We start from the raw sequence: 16,585 nt of genomic DNA on the forward strand, positions 1-16,585 counted from the left end.
GTCATGCAGCCTTCGGAATGCGCATGTGCGCGTAGGAATCGGTGCCGAGCACGTCGACGGGGATGACGTACGGTTCGATGGCCTGCTTGCGGCTGGCCATGGCGCCGTGTGCGTCCTTGTACAAGCGTGTGTGGCAGAACCAATTGGCGTCGTCGCGTTCGGGGTAGTCCACGCGATGGTGATACAGGCCCCAGCGGCTTTCGGTGCGGAAGAGCGAGGCGCGCGCGGCCATCTCGGCGCAATCGCGGATGAAGCTGACTTCCATCGCGCGCATCAGCTCGTGCGGATTGCGGGCGTGCAGGTGCGTGATGTCTTCGGCAATTTCGTCGAAGCGGCGCAGGCCGATTTCCATCTTGCGCGTGACCTTGGGCGGCTGGAGGTAATCGTTCACCATGCGGCGCAGCTTGTATTCCACTTGCGCGGGCGCGAGGCCGTGGTCGCGTTGCAGCGGCGCAAAGATGCGTGTGCGCTCGGTTTCGATTTGCGCGTCGTCGATGCGGGCGTCGCCTTGCCGGCCGGCGATGTAGTCCGCCGCGTTCTGCCCCGCAAACCAGCCGTACGTGAATGCGCCGAGCATGTAGTTGTGCGGCACGGCGGCCATGTCGCCCGCTGCGTAAAGGCCCGGCACGGTGGTTTCCGCGCGCGCATTCACATACACGCCAGAGGCGCTGTGCCCGCTGCAGAAGCCGATTTCCGAGATGTGCATCTCCACCATCTGCGTGCGGTAATCGGTGCCGCGCCCCGCGTGGAAGCGGCCGCGGCTCGGGCGCTCGTTGGTGTGCAGGATGGTCTCGATGGTCTGGATGGTTTCTTCGGCCAGGTGGTCGAGCTTGAGAAACACCGGCCCCTTGCCGCCCTGCAGCTCCTGGTAGAATTCCCACATCATCTGGCCGCTCCAGTAGTCGCACTGGATGAAGCGCTCGCCGCGCGCGTTGGCGGTGTAGCCGCCCAGCGGGCCGGTCACATACGCACAGGCGGGGCCGTTGTAGTCCTTGATGAGTGGGTTGATCTGGAAGCATTCCAGGTTGGAAAGCTCCGCGCCTGCGTGATACGCCATCGCGTAGCCATCGCCCGCGTTGGTGGGGTTTTCGTACGTGCCCATCAGGTAGCCGGAAGCCGGCAGGCCAAGGCGCCCGGCGGCGCCGCAGCTCAGCACCACGGCCTTTGCGCGCACCACGAGAAAATCCGCCGTGCGGCAATCGAAGCCGAGCACGCCGCAGGCGGCCCCATCGGCATCCGTCAGCACGCGCGTGACGACGATGCGGTTCGTGATCTCCACCCGCGCACGCTTGAGCTGCCGATACAGCACCTTCTTGATGTCGTGCCCCTCGGGCATCGGCAGCACGTAGCTGCCCATGTGATGGACCTTCTTGACGGCGTAGTCGCCGGTTTCGTCCTTCTCGAACTTCACGCCCCAGCGGTCAAGCTGCTCAATGGTGGTGAAGCTGTGCTGCGCATAGGCATACACGCCCGATTGATCGACGATGCCATCGTTGGCCAGCGTGATCTCGCGCGTGTATTGCTCCGGCGTGGCATGCCCGGGAATGACGGCGTTGTTCAGCCCGTCCATGCCCATGGAGATCGCGCCGCTGCGCTTCACATGCGCCTTGTCGATCAGCAGCACACGCAACGCGGGGTTGCGTTCTTTTGCCTTGATGGCCGCCATCGGGCCGGCCGTGCCGCCGCCCACGACGACGAGGTCGTACTCCAGTTCCAACGTGTTCATACGGTGCCTTGCAAAGGAAGGATGGATTGCGCATGCGCCGCCACCTGCCGATCCAGCCGAAGCCGGTACTGGAAGGCGTCGCCGCGAAAATAGAGCCGTTCGAAGTCGATGGGCGCGCCCTGTGCGTCGTGCGTCAGGCGCTCCACGCGCAGAAGTGCCGCGCCTGCGCCCGTGTCGAGCGCGGTGGCTGTCGCGTGATCGGCCAATGCCGCATCGATGGCCAACGTCGCGTGGCCCAGCGCCACACCCGCGTCCTGCTCCAACACGAGAAACACATCGCGCGTGACGAGGTCCGCCCGGGCGACGACGCTGCCCAGTGCTTCCGGCAGCCACGTCACCTCGAGCGATACGGGCGATTGGTCCAGCAACCGCACGCGATGCAACTCCACGACGGCTGTGCCGGGCGCCAGCTGCAGCGCTTGCGCCACGTCGGTCGGCGCCGGGACGGTCCGCAGCGTCAGCACGCGATTGCGAATCGCGTGACCTTGTGCCGACATCGCCTCGGCAAAGCCCTGCAGCGCGGTCACGTTCTGGAAGGCCTTCGGCTGGCTCACAAACGTGCCCTTTCCGTGGCGGCGGAAGATCAGCCCTTCGTTCTGTAGATCGGCCAGTGCCTGGCGCACGGTGATGCGGCTGGCGTGGAACTGCTCGCCCAGCGCCGCCTCCGAAGGCAGCAGCGAGGCGGGCGCGTAGTGGCCGCTGAGAATGCCCTCGCGCAGCGTGCCCTTGATGCGCTCATAGAGCGGCGGGGCAGGTTGGCGGTGCAAATTAGAGGTGGTCATCGATGGGCGCAACTCGTCATAACAAGTGCGCCCAGTGTAAAAAGCAGACGTATGCAGCGGAACGAAGCTTTTTCGATATGCATGCTCGGTTTCTGACAGGCGCCGCAGCTATAGTGACGAGAGTGTTTTGAGCCGCCGCGCACCGCACACGCGGGCCGGCACCGGACGCACGGAGCGCCGCACTTCAGACGGCGCACGAAAACAACGGATACGGGTGATGGACCAGGGCACGCGCCTGCAAGATTTTTCTGCCGGCTTTGCTGACACGTTGCGGCAAGCCATGCACGACGTCGGCTTCGAGTGGCTCTCGTTTGGCCTGATGGAATACATCGGCGAGGCGGGCAAGCAGCGGGGCGAGCAACGCGTGCTCTACAACACCAATTCCCCCGTCGGCTGGGAAGAGCGCTATCTGGAGCAGCGCCATTTCGAGATCGACCCGCGCATCGCGCTGCAGGGCGACTGCGGCCTGCCTCTGGCGTGGGACATGCCCTACCTGCGTGAGCGCGTCGGCAACAGCCCGGGCGACCCCCGCGTCGAACCTTCCTTGCCGATCTGGCGCGCTTCAACCTGCACAGCGGCATCGTGTGGGGCGCGCCATTGCGCCATCAGATGACACCGCGCTCGACCTGGATCGTCTTCTGCAGCCTGTCGTCTTCCAGGCCAGACCGCGCGTGGATGAACGACACGGTGATGGGCGGTGCCATGCGCATCATCGTGCGCGCCTGCACGCATCTGGAAGAGGCGCGCGACAGCGCCCAGCGCAACAAGGAGATCGCCACGCGCGCGTCGTTGCCCGCGCATGTCCTGCGCCGCGTGATCGACTTTGTGGAAGCGAACGTGACGCAGCCCATCAGCGTGCGCGACATGGCCCAGATTGCCGACCTGAGCGTGCATCACTTCGCGCGCAGCTTCAAAGAGGCCAGCGGCCGCACGCCGCATCAGTACGTGACTGAGCGCCGCCTGCAGCTTGCCAGCCGTCTGCTGACCGAGACGCGCATGTCCATCCTGGAGATCGCAACCGCGGTGGGCTTCGAAAGCGCGAGCCACTTTGCGGTGGTCTTCCGCCGCCGGCAGGGCCTGTCGCCCAATGACTTCCGGCGCCAGCGCGTGGCCTTCTCGCACGTGGCGGCATCGCTGGCCGAATCGGGCTGATCGGCCGCCCCTGCGTCGCGCCTTCACCTGCGCGCGCGATTTTGGTGCGCCGCACGATGCGCAAACGCACCGTCTGATACCAAAACCGATATCGGTAAGCCCCCAAAAAAGCATTAGACGGTCATGTCTCGCTGTCCATACCATGGCTCAGCACGAATCACCGGCACGGCAAGATGCGCGCCGCATGCCGGATTCGACTCGTGTATCGCGTTGCAAAGACGACGTGCGCAGCCCCGGGGGTAGTCACCGGCTGCGTTCCACCATAACGGAGACAAACGATGCAAAAAACGAGCGCTGCGTGCGCCAGACGGACCGTATTGACCTTCCTGGCTACGGCCGGGGTGCTGCTGGCCACGGGCTTGACGACAGCGGCTCACGCGGCCGACAAGTCGTTCACCATGGGTTTCGCCCAGGTGGGTGCCGAAAGCGAATGGCGCACCGCCAATTCGGAGTCCATCAAATCGACGGCCAAGGCGCAGGGCGTGAACCTGAAGTTTTCCGACGCGCAGCAGAAGCAGGAAAACCAGATCAAGGCGATCCGCTCGTACATCGCGCAGAAGGTCGATGTGATTGCGTTCTCGCCGGTGGTGGAATCCGGCTGGGACACCGTGCTGCAAGAAGCCAAGGCCGCCAAGATCCCGGTCATCCTGACCGACCGCGGCATCGACAGCAAAGACACCTCGCTCTACACCACGTTCATCGGCTCGGACTTCGTCGAGGAGGGCCGCAAGGCGGGCCGCTGGCTGCTGGAGAACGTCAAGCCCAAGGGCGACGTGAACATCGTCGAGCTGCAAGGCACGGTCGGCTCCGCACCCGCCATCGACCGCAAGCGCGGCTTTGAAGAGATCATCAAGGCCGACCCGCACTACAAGATCATCCGCTCGCAAACCGGCGACTTCACCCGCGCCAAGGGCAAGGAAGTGATGGAGGCCTTCCTGAAGGCCGAGGGCAAGAAGATCAACGTGCTGTACGCGCACAACGACGACATGGCGATCGGTGCCATCCAGGCCATTGAAGAGGCGGGGCTCAAGCCGGGCAAGGACATCACCATCATTTCCATCGACGGCGTGAAGGGCGCGTTTGAAGCCATGATGGCCGGCAAGCTGAACGTCACGGTGGAATGCAGCCCGCTGCTCGGGCCGCAACTGATGGACACCGCGCGCGACGTGCTGGCAGGCAAGACCGTGCCCAAGCGCATCGTCACCAAGGAAGGCATCTTCCCGATGGAAGTGGCGGCCAAGGAGTTCCCGAACCGCAAGTACTGAGGCGGGCCATTCGCAAGCCCTTTGCTGAATCGGGGAATGCAGGCAGGGCGGGTGACGGTGACTCGCCTTGCCGGTATGCACCCTCAACAGGCCACACCCATGTCCGATCACGTTGATCAACCCGCCGCGACAGATGCACGCGGCGCGCTGCTGCACATGCGCGGCATCTGCAAGAACTTTCCCGGCGTGCAGGCGCTGGCCGGGGTGGATTTCCGCTTGTTTCCCGGAGAAGTCCATGCCCTGATGGGGCAGAACGGTGCCGGCAAGTCGACGCTCATCAAGGTGCTGACCGGCGTTGAAGCGCCGGATGCGGGCGAGATCCTGCTCGGCGGTCAGCCCATCGCGCCGGGCTCGCCGCTGGAGGCGCAAAAGCTCGGTATCAGCACGGTGTATCAGGAGGTCAACCTCTGCCCGAACCTGACCGTGGCGGAGAACATCCACATCGGCCGCTTTCCCATGCGGCTGGGCAGCATCGACTGGCGGGCCACCAACCGGGCGGCGCAGGCGCTGCTTGCGGATCTGAACATCCACATCGACGTGACGCTGCCGCTGTCGCTGTATCCAGTGGCCATCCAGCAGATGGTGGCGATTGCGCGCGCGCTTTCCACCGAAGCCCGCATCCTGATCCTGGACGAGCCCACCTCCAGCTTGGACGACGATGAAGTGGCGCGCCTGTTTACCGCCATCCGCACGCTCAAGGCACGCGGCATGGCCGTGCTGTTCGTCACGCATTTTCTGGAGCAGACGTACGCGATTGCCGACCGCATTACCGTGCTGCGCAACGGCCGGCTGGAAGGCGAATACGCCGCGCGTGATCTGCCGCAGCTGCAACTGATCAACAAGATGGTCGGGCGCGACATCGACGCGAGCCGCTTCGAGCGCACCGAAGTGCCGCCCGTGGACGACACGGCGCCCCCATTCCTGAGCGCGCGCGGCATGGGCCGCCGTGGCGTGGTGCAGCCGCTTGATCTGGACGTCCGCCCCGGGCAGGTGTTGGGCCTGGGAGGCCTGCTGGGTTCGGGCCGCACCGAGACCGCGCGCCTGCTGTTCGGCGTAGACCGCAACGATGCGGGCTCGATCAACGTACAGGGCCGGTCGCACCAGTTCAGCTCGCCGCGTGACGCCATCCGGCAGGGCATCGGCTTTTGCCCGGAAGACCGCAAGACCGAAGGCATCATTGCCGAGCTGTCGATTCGCGAGAACATCATCCTCGCGCTGCAGGCCAAGCGCGGCCTGTTCCGCTATCTGCCCAAGAAGCGCCAGCGTGAGATTGCCGACCAGTACATCGCCCAGCTCGGCATCAAGACGCCCGACGCTGAAAAGCCCATCGGCCAGCTCTCGGGCGGCAACCAGCAGAAGGCCGTGCTCGCGCGCTGGCTGGCGACCGACCCCGCGATGCTGATCCTGGATGAGCCGACGCGCGGCATCGACATCGCCGCCAAGCTCGACATCATGGACCTGGTGACCGCGCAGTGCCGCAAGGGCATGGCGATCCTGTTCATCTCCAGCGAGCTGCCGGAGGTGCTGCGCGTGAGCCACCGGCTGGCGATCCTGCGCGATCGCAAGAAGGTGGGCGAGCTGGCCGGCGCCGATGTGACGGAAGACAACCTGTGCCACGTGATTGCCGGCGGCGACGTGCCCACCAGCCAGTCCAGCACCCAGTCCACCACCACCGGAGGCGCCGCATGAATGCCGCCAATCTGCGCGCACTGACCGGCCACCGATTGTTCTGGCCCGGCGTGACGCTGCTTTTGCTGTGTCTGCTCAACGCGTGGTTCAACCCGCATTTCTTTCACCTTGACTTTCGTAATGGGCATCTGTACGGCAGCCTGATCGACATCCTCAACCGCGCAGCGCCGCTGATGCTGGTCTCGCTCGGCATGACGCTGGTGATTGCGGTGGGCGGCATCGATATTTCGGTGGGCGCGGTGGTTGCCATTTCCGGTGCCATTGCGGCATCGCTTGTCGGCGGCACGCTGGTGGTGCAGAACGGCCTGCCCGTGTACGTGACGAAGGTGCCGCTGCTGCTTGCGCTGTTGGCGGCCGTGGGCGCGGCGCTGGTGTGTGGCATGTGGAACGGCCTGCTGGTGGCGGGCGCGGGTATGCAGCCCATCATCGCCACGCTGATCCTGATGGTGGCCGGCCGCGGCGTGGCGCAGCTCATTACCGGCGGGCAGATCATCACCGTCTACTACGAGCCGTTCTTCTTCGTGGGCAACGGCTATCTGTTCGGGCTGCCGTTCGGGCTGTACATCGCGGCCGCTGTGCTGGCTTTGCTGTTGTTGTTGATGCATCGCACGGCACTGGGCTTGTTTATCGAGGCCGTCGGCATCAACCCCGTGGCCGCGCGGCTTGCGGGGTTGAACACCAAGGCGCTGCTGTTTGGCATCTACGCGTTCTGCGGTGCCATGGCCGGTGTTGCGGGGCTCATCATCTGCTCCAACGTCAAAAGCGCGGACGGCAACAACGCCGGGCTGCTGCTGGAGCTTGACGCCATCCTGGCCGTCACGCTGGGCGGCACCTCGCTGGCGGGCGGCAAGTTCAGCCTGTGGGGCAGTGTGATCGGGGCGCTCATCATCCAGACGCTCACCTACGCGATCTACTCCATGGGCGTGCCGCCGGAAATCAACCTCGTGGTGAAAGCCGTGGTGGTGTTTGCCGTGTGCCTGGCGCAATCGCCGGCGTTTCGCAGCATGCTCTTTCAACGCCACAGCCGTGCAGGGGCGCAGTCATGAGAATCAATCCACGGCGCTTGCCGTTCTACGTCACGCTGTTTCTGTTTGCGCTGTTGTTCGGCTTCGGCTCGGTCACTTACACGGGCTTCTTCAGCGTGCAGGTGTTTCTCAATCTGCTGATCGACAACGCGTTCCTGATCGTCGTTGCCATCGGCATGACGTTCGTCATTCTGTCGGGCGGCATCGATCTATCGGTGGGGGCGGTGGTGGCGCTCACCACCATGGTCTCCGCCGCGCTGGTCGAGCACCACGGCTGGTCGATCGGTGTGGTGGTGCCGCTGGTGCTCGCCGTCGGCTGCCTGTTCGGCCTCGTGATGGGCGTGCTGATCCAGGTGTTCCGCATTCAGCCGTTCATCGTCACGCTGGGCGGCATGTTCCTCGCGCGGGGGCTGTGCTACCTCATCAGCATCGATTCGATCAGCATTACAGACCCGATCTATACCGCGCTCTCGCAGCACAAGATCCAGGTGGGCGGCGGCAACTACGTGTCGCCCAGCGTGGTGATTGCGCTGGTCGTGTTTGCCGTGGCGGCGTGGCTTGCGCATTGCAGCCGCTTTGGCCGCACGGTGTACGCGCTGGGCGGCAATGAACGGTCTGCCTTGCTGATGGGCCTGCCCGTGGCGCGCACGCGCATCCTCGTCTATGTGCTCAGCGGATTCTGCTCGGCGCTGGGCGGGGTGCTGGTTACGTTCTACATGCTGTCCGGCTACGGGCTGCACGCGCAAGGCATGGAACTGGACGCCATTGCCGCCACGGTGGTCGGCGGCACGCTGCTCACCGGTGGCGTTGGGCTCATCAGCGGCAGTGTGGTGGGCGTGCTGTTGCTGGGCGTCATCCAGTCGTTGATCACCTTTGACGGCACGCTCAGCTCCTGGTGGGCGCGCATTGCCATTGGCGTGTTGCTCTGCGTGTTCTGCCTCATGCAGCGTTTCCTGGGGCGCGCGCAACGCGGCGCGGCATTGCCGCCGTCTACTCCGCACCGGCCGGCGCGGCCATCGAACGAGACGGCCAAGGACACCCCGGCCTCGGCCATCCTTATGCAGTCGCACGCCGTACCGCCTTTCAATTAGGCGCACACAGTCACGTTTTTTCGTAGGCATGCCGGCCTTGAAAAGGTTGTTTCATGCAACTATATTGGTTGCGCGAAACAACTAACTGAGGCCCGGCATGGACATCATCGAAGCCCCCGCGCAGTCACGCGAACAGACCATCCGTGAGCTGCGCGAGGTCTCGCGCAAGCTTGTCCGCGAACTCGGCTTCATGCGCAACACGCTGGCCGAGAGCGACCTGCCGCCCTCTGCCGTACACGCGATTCTGGAGATTGCCGGTGCGCCCGGCATCCAGGCGCGCGATCTGGCCGAACGCCTGCGGTTGGACAAATCGAGCACCAGCCGCCAGGTCACCCGGCTCGAATCGGCCGGGCTGATCGAACGCCGCACGTGCGCCGACGATGCCCGATCTTCCGAACTGCACCTCACCAAAAGCGGCCAGCAAGTGCGCCGCAAGATCGACGCATTTGCCTCCGAACAGGTTTCCAACGCGCTGCGCCACCTGACCCCGGCAGACCAGCAACGGCTCGTCGCGTCGCTGTCGCAGTACGTCAGCGCGCTGGCCGATGACAACGACCACAAGCCCGCGCAGGCCTCCGCCGATGCCGGCCCACAGATCGTGCAAGGCTACGTGCCTGGGTGCATTGGCGACATCGTCAGCCTGCATGGCCGCTTCTACGCGCAGCACTGGGGGTTTGGCGTGTTCTTCGAGCGCCGCGTCGCCAAGGAGTTGGCCGACTTTGCGCAAGCCTTGCCCGACCCCGACAAGGCGCTCTGGCTCTGTGTGGAAAACGGCCGCTGCCTCGCATCGCTGGCGATCGACGGCAATCCGCACTATCGTGCTGCACACCTGCGCTGGTTCATCGTGGATGATTCCCTGCGCGGCACCGGCATTGGCCGTAAGCTCATGTCGCAAGCCATGCGCTTTGTCGACGAGCGCTTTGACGAGACCTACCTGAACACCTTCAAAGGCCTGGATGCCGCCCGTCATCTCTACGAATCGTTCGGCTTTCAACTCACACAAGAAGAAGCCGGCACGCAGTGGGGCAGCACCGTAATCGAACAGCAATTCCGCCGCCGCAAACCGGGCTGACCTTGCGTCGCCCCAGGCGCACAAGGAGACCGCACGTGACATCGCAACTCAACCTGGACGCCTATTTCAACCGCATCCAGTGGGGCGGCAGCGCCAGCCCAACCTACGACACGCTCGCGCAACTGATGCGGGCGCACATGCGGCACATCCCGTTCGAAAACCTAGACGTGCTGCTCGGACGCGGTATCCGGATCGACCTGGAAAGCCTGCAGAACAAGCTCGTCCACGCGCGCCGCGGCGGTTACTGCTTCGAGCACGCCACGTTGTTTGCCGCCGTGCTGGAGCAGCTTGGTTTTCAGCCGACGCGCCATTCGTCGCGCGTGGTCCTGCTTTCCCCGCGCACTGAAGCACCCCGCACGCACATGTTCCTGACGGTGCCGCTGCCCGAAGGCACCTTCGTCGTCGACCCCGGTTTTGGCGCACTGGCGCCTCGCGTGCCGGTGCCGCTGGATGGCACGCAAGCCAACATCGACGGCGAACTGCACTGGATGGTGCGCGACGAAGACCGCTGGATACTCCGCGCGCAAGTACGCAGCGACACGCCCGTCGACGCCTGGGTCACCACGATGGAGCAGGACTATCCGGTCGATTTCGAAATGGCGAACCACTACACGTCAACGTATCCGGCATCGCCGTTCATGAATCGCATCCTGATGCGCGCCCTGACGGACGAAGGCCGCGTGACGGTGATGAATCGGGATGCAACGATCTGGCGCGGGAATACGCCGCACAGGTTTGAGCTTGAAGACCGGCGCGCGTTGCGCGGGCTGCTGGCTGAGTACTTTGGGATTGACCTGCCGGAGGTGGAGCGGATGCGGGTGCCTGGGGTGGAGGGGTGGAATTGAAGCGGATGGCGTTTCAGTCGTCGTTGGGTGCGGTACATCAGGCGTCTGATTGCTGCATCGGCCTATGCCGGCTGTGTTGAGTGCGCTCGATAGCGTCTCGACCGCAAGCTTCCCCGCCCGTCCCGGGGAAACCAACTACCTGTTCTTATTGATCCCCGCCCCCGCGGAGTTTCTTCAACAGCTCCCACCGATACAGATCCACCGGCACGCCCTCCAGCGTGGCCATCACATACATGCCAATCGCATCCAGAAAACCGGCCTGGTATTCAGCCGACTTTTCGCAGGCGTGTATCTGAAACTCCCAGCGCAACAGCTTCGGATCGAAGTATTGATGCAGCTTCATTCCGGACTGCGTGCGTCGCAGGAAATCTCGCGCAGCCAGCGCGCCGGCCAGGTATTGGCGATTGTTTTCGAGCGTCATCGCACACCTCCGTAATCGGCGCGGCGAGTCGTGCAAGGCAGGGTGGAGAAGGTCGCGGAGCAACGTCCGCACGTGATGGGAACAGCGTGAATCGGTAAAACCATCGTCTTGCCCTCGAATGGGTTGAGTAGCGAGCCGCCCACCACGAGGGGTGGGCGGGCACACGGCAAGGTCTGCAATACCGATCAAAAAAACCAAAAAACCGGCAGGGCCGAAGCCCTCCCCACCGGGGCCCGCCCGTAAAGGCGAACAACGGCACGCGAGAGCCATAACGGCACTCACGGGATTTTTTTGATTCGGGATTGCAGTCCCGGCTGCGCTTGGTTTGCGCGAGCGGGACTGAGTTTATGGGCGGCGAAGGGCGGCGGCAAGTCGCGGTTTGCCGTGGTGGCGGATTCGAAGCGCATCCCCCCAGTCCCAAACGCCTCGCACGGGGTTCCGGACTCGCCGCGCCGAGTTCCGAACCTCAAACGCCGAGCAAAAAGCCTGACACGCCGGGTTCCGAGCCCCAACCGTCGAGTCCAGAACACCAATGGCCGAGTTCAGAACCTCAACGGTGGAGTTCAGAACCTCAACCGTGCCCAAAAAAGCAGCATGTGTTGCTGAAAAAAGCAGCAAGCGTGAGGCAAAAAGGGTCACGCGTGGAGTTCAGAACCCCATGCATGGCGTTCGGAACGCCGTGGGTCGAGGTCAAAGGTCCGACCCATTGCTGAAAAAAGCAGCAGCGGCGAGGCAAAAAGCCTCGTGGTTGGGCCTTGGAGGGCCGAGCGCGAGGGTTGGAGGTCGGGGCTTGGAGAAATCACCTCGATACGCGAAAAAAAGGCGTGCCGTCTGGCACGCCCATCGTGATCGACAGGCCGGATTCCGCACGCCGTCTTGGCAGCGTGCGGACCGGCCGGATTGCGCTTCGCCTTCGCGCTTAGTTGTAGGTGTAGACCATGCTCTTGAGGCTGTTGTCGAGCATGCGGTAGTTGAACAGCACCGAGCGCGTGCCCGAGGTGGTCAGCGCCGGCACTTGTTGCGGGTTCGGCAGGTTGATGACCGCCGATGTCGCGCCCCGGGCCACGTTGGTTGTGGCGCTGTAGGTGCCCTTCGTATCCACCGTCACAGCCGCACCGCCGATCTGTTGCGCCGACGGGTTCTGCGCCCAATCCAGTGCCAGCGAAGACAGCACGCCGTTCGTGGCGGCATTGGACGGATTCAGCGCGGCCAGCGTCTGGTTGCCCGCCGTATTCCACGGCAGGTTCACGGCCTGGGTTGCCTGCACCAGGTCCGTCAGCAGCGTCTTGTGATAGACGCGGTCCGGCGTGGTTTGCGAGCCGTAGAACAGTTCGAACTGATACCGCGCGTTCTTCACGACAGGGTTCGGATCAAGGCTGTCCGATGCCTGTGCCCAGACCGGATTGCTGAAGTCGCTACGCGGTGCTGCCAGTGTCGTCGCTGCCGAGCCGGTCAGGCCAACCGTACGCGCGAACCAGAAGTTCGGGCAGTTATAGGTGGCCGTACCGCCGTTGCTGCAACGGGTGGTAGCCGGAACCGTGCCGGACTTGTTGCTCACATCCATGTACACCTGCGTCGGCTCGTTGCTGTCGCCGGTGGGGGCGATATAGACGAGACCGTTGGTGGGCAGGCCCGGCCCTGTCACTCGCACGAAGTTCAGGTTGCCGTTGTTGTTGACGCTGCCGGGGCCCTTGGCGTTGATCCAGAACTGGATACCCGTCTGGAAGTGGCTGTAGTTGTTGCTGTTGGCGCTGGTGCCCGCAAAGTTCGGGTTGACCTGCTCGACGCGGCGAACCTGCAGCCGCTCGTTGATTTCCACCGGTTGCTGATTGCCCACCACCCACCAGTTGGACGGGTGAGCAGCCGACGTGCCCGAAGCGATGTAGCGCGCCAGCACGATGATGTTGCCGGGGTTGCCGCTGGCGTCAACGAACTTGGTGTTCAGGATGGCCGTGTCGTACGTGGGCGACGAGGGCGAGCCAGCCGGGTAGAACGCCATGACTTCCGGCACGCTGAATTTGGCGCCGGTCATGCTATCGCTCATTAGGTAGCCGAGGAACCACTGGCCGAACGCATACCCGTTGTGCAGGAAGGCGATGCCGCCGGCATTGCTCGGGTCCGATGCAATGTTCTGGCAGGCCGGCGCCAGCGACGTCACCTTCGGGCCGCCTTGCGTGGCGGGCACCGTGAAGTCGGTCCCGAGCACGCGCTGCGAGGCCGGCAGTGCAAAGCAGGCCGTCAGCGCATTCGCCAGCGCTTGCGCGCCTTGCGGCAGGCTCGAAACGTTCGACGCCGGTGCGGGCAACGTCGAACCGCCGCCGGTGGCGGTCGCCAGCGGCACGGGCGTGCCATCGACCGTACCCAGTCGCAGTTGGCCGGTGGCCGGGTCCTTCGACACCGTCACCACGTCCAGGATCTGGTCAGCCGTGTTGCCGACGCCAGACGCCGTGGCAGCGGAAATGCTGGTGGCAAACGGGTCATAGTTGGCCGGCGCACCGATGGCGGACAGCACCGACGACAGCTGCGCCACGACGTTTGCCGTGACGGCTTTGAGCGCATTTGTATCCACCGTCTTTGCGTTGACCAGCGTCAGCGGATTTCCGTCCGGAGCCAGTTGCGCCAGGATGGCAGTCGTCAGCGGGGTGGCGTTGAGCGTGAGCGGCGTGCCGGCCGGTGGCGTGGTCGTGGTCACGCTGACCAGCGGCGCGGTATTGCCGGTCGGGTCGGTCACGACCACGAAGAACGGTGCCGTCTCGCCAGATTTGAGCGTGCAGGTGTACGTGCCGAGAGCGCTCGTGGTGATGGCGGTTTCAACGCACGGCGAATTGCCGGTGCTGTCGGTCACGACAACGTTGGCGTTGGCGAGCGCGCTACCTGTGGCCGCGGTGCCGGTCAGCGTTGCGGCTGCAGGCGTGGTGGTGTTGGTGCCGCCCGAAGCAGCGCTATCCGAACCGCCGCCACCGCAACCGGCAACCAGCGTGACTGCGGCCAATGCAATGGCCGTCGCAGCCGAACTCATTTGCCAGAGACTCTTGGCGTACCTTGCTTTCATCAAAAACCCCCCTGTTTTGTTTTTTCAAGACGTTGCGCAAATGGGCGCTTTCGATAAAGAAAGGCGTGATGCAGCAACGTCTGTATGTGCGCGGGCGAGTGCGCTCGCGCAAGCGGATGCTAAGGAAAAATGTGGGGGGAATCTATCCCTACATCGTGGGATAACCGTTTGGTTAGGTGACGATCGCGCTTATTTCATCTGCATGAAACAAGCAGGCTTTATTAGCTTGGCTGCTTTAACTTTGGCGGCAGCGATGGGCTGATTTACCTGGCCCCGCGAAACGCCTGAATCCGCTCCGCCTGCCATCCCGCCAACGCAGTGCGTGCCTGGGCTTCCTCTTCCTGAGACGCCTTCCGGGTTTGATAGGGCGACGAACTGGCGGACAAAATCGGCGCGGAATTGTGTATGTCGCCAGCGAGCCAGCTCAAGTAATCCCGACCTTCGTCGCGATACCGCTGAACCTCCGCTGCGGTCAGGCGAATCATGAAGCTGTAGCCGAAAACCCCATGATTGCAATTGGCATCGAGATACAGCGCGCCATTCGCTTCGAATAAAAACCAGCGCTGCGGTTCGTGGTCGAGCACCTGCATTCGCGTCTCCGAGGCGAGGCGTTTTTGTTTTGGGAATAGCGTTCAACCCAATGAGGGCGCCGGCTGATCGAGCGACCATCCGGGATTGGGCACGTTCTTGCCTTCGCGATACGTCCAGTTCGCGCCGCACGTGCGGCAGATGAACGTGCTGACCGTGACGGCTGCGGCCTTGGAAACCTTGATGCGCTGCGTGTCGGTGATTCTCAGGAGGGCATGGCCTGGCGCACCAAGCTGGTGGACTTCAATCGCAAGGCAAGCGGGGCAGAGTGTCATGCCGATTCCTCTTTCAAATAACGTGGATCTGATATGCCGCAGACGCCGTCTAGACGCCAAAGACAGGCGCGCCGTACTTCAACAGTAACTGCTCGATCTGGCTCATGTCGTCGGTGCGCGGTGTTCTATCTTCCGTCACGCGTGACGGCCCGCCATAGACCGCGGCCACATGCCGGCGCACCGTCAGTACGTCATTGGCCGGTGGCGCGACAATGATCGCCTCCCCCGGCACGTGACGATAGCTGCCATCTTTCCAGCCATCGGGGGTCAGATGCAACTCTTCCCATTCTTCGCTAACAGACATGGTGATTTCCTTTGTGTTGTTGGCTGGCGTGTGCCTGTGTTGCCGCAACAGCAACATGCCGCTCGGCGCGGCTTGCGTGGTTCAGTTCTTGTTATGACGGGGCGAGGGCCCGGTCGAACCGGATGCCGCGTTTGCCGATGTCGTGCGCACGTTCGCTGCGGGCGGTGGCAAGGGCATGAACGTTACGGCGCCGTTCAAGCTCAAGGCGTTTGCAATGGCCGACGAGCGCAGCGAGCGCGCAGCATTGGCCGGTGCCGTCAACGCAATGAAGTTCGAAGGCGGCCGCATCCTCGCCGACAACTTCGACGGCATTGGGCTCGTTCGCGACATCGAGATCAACCTCGGGCTGCCCATGTCCGGCAAGCGCGTGCTGATGCTAGGGGCGGGCGGGGCCGCGCGCGGCGCCCTGCTGCCGTTCCTGGAGGCCAGGCCGGCGGAGTTGGTCAGTGCCAACCGCGATGTCGCAAAAGCGCAGGCGCTGGCCGCGCAGGTCGCCGGACGGGGCGCAGTCGTCGCCTGCGGATATGCCGAGCTGGAGGCAATGGGCCGCTTCGATCTGGTGGTCAATGCCACTTCGGCCAGTCTCACGGGCGACCTGCCGCCCGTTCCGCCAAGCATCTTCCGCCCGGAAGGGATGGCCTACGAACTGGCGTATGGCAAGCGCCTGACGCCGTTCCTGCGGCTTGCCCGCAACGCGGGTGTGCGCAATCTCGCCGACGGTGTCGGCATGCTGGTCGAACAGGCCGCTGAGGCGTTTGCGTGGTGGCGCGGCGTGCGTCCGGACACGCGCCCGGTGATCGATCGGCTGACCGTCCCGCTTGATTGACGTGACGCGACCACGGAGGCCCGAATGAAGCGCATCCTGATGCTGCATGGCATCAATCACAACATGTTCGGCAAGCGCGACCCCGTGCAGTACGGAACGATCACGCTGGCCGAGATCGACGCAAGGTTGCAGGCGTTGGGCGCCGAACTTGGCGTGCAGGTGGAGTCGTTCCAGACGAACAGCGAAGGGGCGATGTGCGAGCGCATTCACCTTGCGTTCGAAGACGGCCAGGACGCCGTGCTGATCAACGCCGGCGCGTGGACGCATTACAGCTACGGCATTCGCGATGCGCTGGCGATCCTGACGTGTCCGGTCGTGGAATTGCATATGTCCAATATCCACGCACGCGAGCCGTTCCGGCATCACTCGGTGTTTGCCGACATTGTGAGCGGACAGATCTGCGGGTTTGGCGTGCAGAGCTACCTGTTGGCCCTGCGCGCGGCGGTCTCGGCAATCGATCAGGCTTAGCCTC

17 protein-coding genes and 1 pseudogene are annotated in these 16,585 nt (G+C 63.9%); 11 read left to right on the forward strand and 7 right to left on the reverse strand.

Annotated features, from left to right (window positions below; all coding sequences use genetic code 11):
• Nucleotide 1 precedes the first annotated feature (1 nt).
• Both R2676_RS06065 and R2676_RS06070 read right to left on the reverse strand, forming a co-directional pair.
• Complete coding sequence (locus R2676_RS06065) at nucleotides 2-1,726, reverse strand: fumarate reductase/succinate dehydrogenase flavoprotein subunit (protein ID WP_206273627.1); 1,725 nt, start codon at nucleotides 1,724-1,726, stop codon at nucleotides 2-4.
• Nucleotides 1,723-2,508, reverse strand: a complete 786-nt coding sequence (locus R2676_RS06070) for a GntR family transcriptional regulator (RefSeq protein ID WP_206273626.1) — start codon at nucleotides 2,506-2,508, stop codon at nucleotides 1,723-1,725. Before R2676_RS06070 ends, R2676_RS06065 begins: the two co-directional genes overlap by 4 nt.
• A 217-nt stretch (nucleotides 2,509-2,725) precedes the next feature.
• On the opposite strand from R2676_RS06070, the gene R2676_RS06075 reads away from it, so the two are divergent.
• The 8 genes from R2676_RS06075 (at nucleotide 2,726) to R2676_RS06110 (ending at nucleotide 10,647) form a co-directional block, all read left to right on the forward strand.
• Entirely contained in the window at nucleotides 2,726-3,121 is a 396-nt protein-coding gene (locus R2676_RS06075; RefSeq protein ID WP_316856798.1) for an autoinducer binding domain-containing protein, read from the forward strand.
• The gene (locus tag R2676_RS06080) at nucleotides 3,118-3,660 is read left to right on the forward strand and encodes an AraC family transcriptional regulator (RefSeq protein WP_316856796.1); all 543 of its coding nucleotides are present in this window, start codon (nucleotides 3,118-3,120) and stop codon (nucleotides 3,658-3,660) included. Before R2676_RS06075 ends, R2676_RS06080 begins: the two co-directional genes overlap by 4 nt.
• A gap of 278 nt (nucleotides 3,661-3,938) precedes the next feature.
• The gene (locus tag R2676_RS06085) at nucleotides 3,939-4,925 is read left to right on the forward strand and encodes an ABC transporter substrate-binding protein (protein WP_206273623.1); all 987 of its coding nucleotides are present in this window, start codon (nucleotides 3,939-3,941) and stop codon (nucleotides 4,923-4,925) included.
• Between the two features lie 99 nt (nucleotides 4,926-5,024).
• A complete protein-coding gene (locus R2676_RS06090) occupies nucleotides 5,025-6,614 on the forward strand; it encodes a sugar ABC transporter ATP-binding protein (protein WP_206273622.1) in 1,590 nt (529 codons plus the stop codon).
• Nucleotides 6,611-7,660, forward strand: a complete 1,050-nt coding sequence (locus tag R2676_RS06095; RefSeq protein ID WP_206273621.1) for an ABC transporter permease — start codon at nucleotides 6,611-6,613, stop codon at nucleotides 7,658-7,660. Before R2676_RS06090 ends, R2676_RS06095 begins: the two co-directional genes overlap by 4 nt.
• On the forward strand, nucleotides 7,657-8,730 hold the full coding sequence (gene yjfF / locus R2676_RS06100) for a galactofuranose ABC transporter, permease protein YjfF (protein ID WP_206273620.1): 1,074 nt from the start codon (nucleotides 7,657-7,659) through the stop codon (nucleotides 8,728-8,730). Before R2676_RS06095 ends, yjfF begins: the two co-directional genes overlap by 4 nt.
• Nucleotides 8,731-8,827: 97 nt before the next feature.
• Complete coding sequence (locus R2676_RS06105; protein WP_206273619.1) at nucleotides 8,828-9,802, forward strand: helix-turn-helix domain-containing GNAT family N-acetyltransferase; 975 nt, start codon at nucleotides 8,828-8,830, stop codon at nucleotides 9,800-9,802.
• A 35-nt stretch (nucleotides 9,803-9,837) separates the two neighbouring features.
• Nucleotides 9,838-10,647, forward strand: coding sequence for an arylamine N-acetyltransferase family protein (locus R2676_RS06110; RefSeq protein WP_316887231.1), 810 nt, complete (start codon nucleotides 9,838-9,840; stop codon nucleotides 10,645-10,647).
• A gap of 145 nt (nucleotides 10,648-10,792) precedes the next feature.
• Here the strand turns inward: R2676_RS06110 and R2676_RS06115 are convergent, their stop codons facing one another.
• Nucleotides 10,793-11,068, reverse strand: coding sequence for a hypothetical protein (locus R2676_RS06115; protein WP_206273617.1), 276 nt, complete (start codon nucleotides 11,066-11,068; stop codon nucleotides 10,793-10,795).
• A gap of 919 nt (nucleotides 11,069-11,987) precedes the next feature.
• On the reverse strand, nucleotides 11,988-14,087 hold the full coding sequence (locus R2676_RS06120; protein WP_206273616.1) for a hypothetical protein: 2,100 nt from the start codon (nucleotides 14,085-14,087) through the stop codon (nucleotides 11,988-11,990).
• Between R2676_RS06120 and R2676_RS06125 the strand changes: the two genes are divergently transcribed.
• The gene (locus R2676_RS06125; protein WP_316856793.1) at nucleotides 14,065-14,382 is read left to right on the forward strand and encodes a hypothetical protein; all 318 of its coding nucleotides are present in this window, start codon (nucleotides 14,065-14,067) and stop codon (nucleotides 14,380-14,382) included. The two genes, R2676_RS06120 and R2676_RS06125, sit on opposite strands and share 23 nt — an antisense overlap.
• A gap of 1 nt (nucleotide 14,383) precedes the next feature.
• On the opposite strand, the gene R2676_RS06130 is transcribed toward R2676_RS06125, so the two are convergent.
• Genes R2676_RS06130 through R2676_RS06140 form a run of 3 tightly spaced genes read right to left on the reverse strand, consistent with a single transcriptional unit; the run spans nucleotide 14,384 to nucleotide 15,287 of the window.
• Nucleotides 14,384-14,710 (reverse strand): hypothetical protein, encoded by a 327-nt coding sequence (locus R2676_RS06130; protein WP_206273614.1) that lies wholly within the window; start codon nucleotides 14,708-14,710, stop codon nucleotides 14,384-14,386.
• A 42-nt stretch (nucleotides 14,711-14,752) separates the two neighbouring features.
• A complete protein-coding gene (locus tag R2676_RS06135; protein ID WP_206273613.1) occupies nucleotides 14,753-14,983 on the reverse strand; it encodes a hypothetical protein in 231 nt (76 codons plus the stop codon).
• A gap of 49 nt (nucleotides 14,984-15,032) precedes the next feature.
• Entirely contained in the window at nucleotides 15,033-15,287 is a 255-nt protein-coding gene (locus R2676_RS06140; RefSeq protein ID WP_206273612.1) for a translation initiation factor 1, read from the reverse strand.
• A gap of 103 nt (nucleotides 15,288-15,390) precedes the next feature.
• Here R2676_RS06140 and aroE point away from each other — a divergent pair.
• Nucleotides 15,391-16,113: pseudogene (aroE, locus tag R2676_RS06145) on the forward strand (shikimate dehydrogenase); the annotation flags it as partial.
• Nucleotides 16,114-16,137: 24 nt separating this feature from the next.
• Nucleotides 16,138-16,581: a type II 3-dehydroquinate dehydratase gene (aroQ, locus tag R2676_RS06150; RefSeq protein ID WP_206273610.1), complete on the forward strand. Its 444-nt coding sequence runs from the start codon at nucleotides 16,138-16,140 to the stop codon at nucleotides 16,579-16,581.
• Nucleotides 16,582-16,585 lie beyond the last annotated feature (4 nt).

It is taken from the genome of Ralstonia flatus (assembly GCF_958439105.1).
GTDB classification, from domain to species: Bacteria; Pseudomonadota; Gammaproteobacteria; order Burkholderiales; family Burkholderiaceae; genus Ralstonia; species Ralstonia flatus.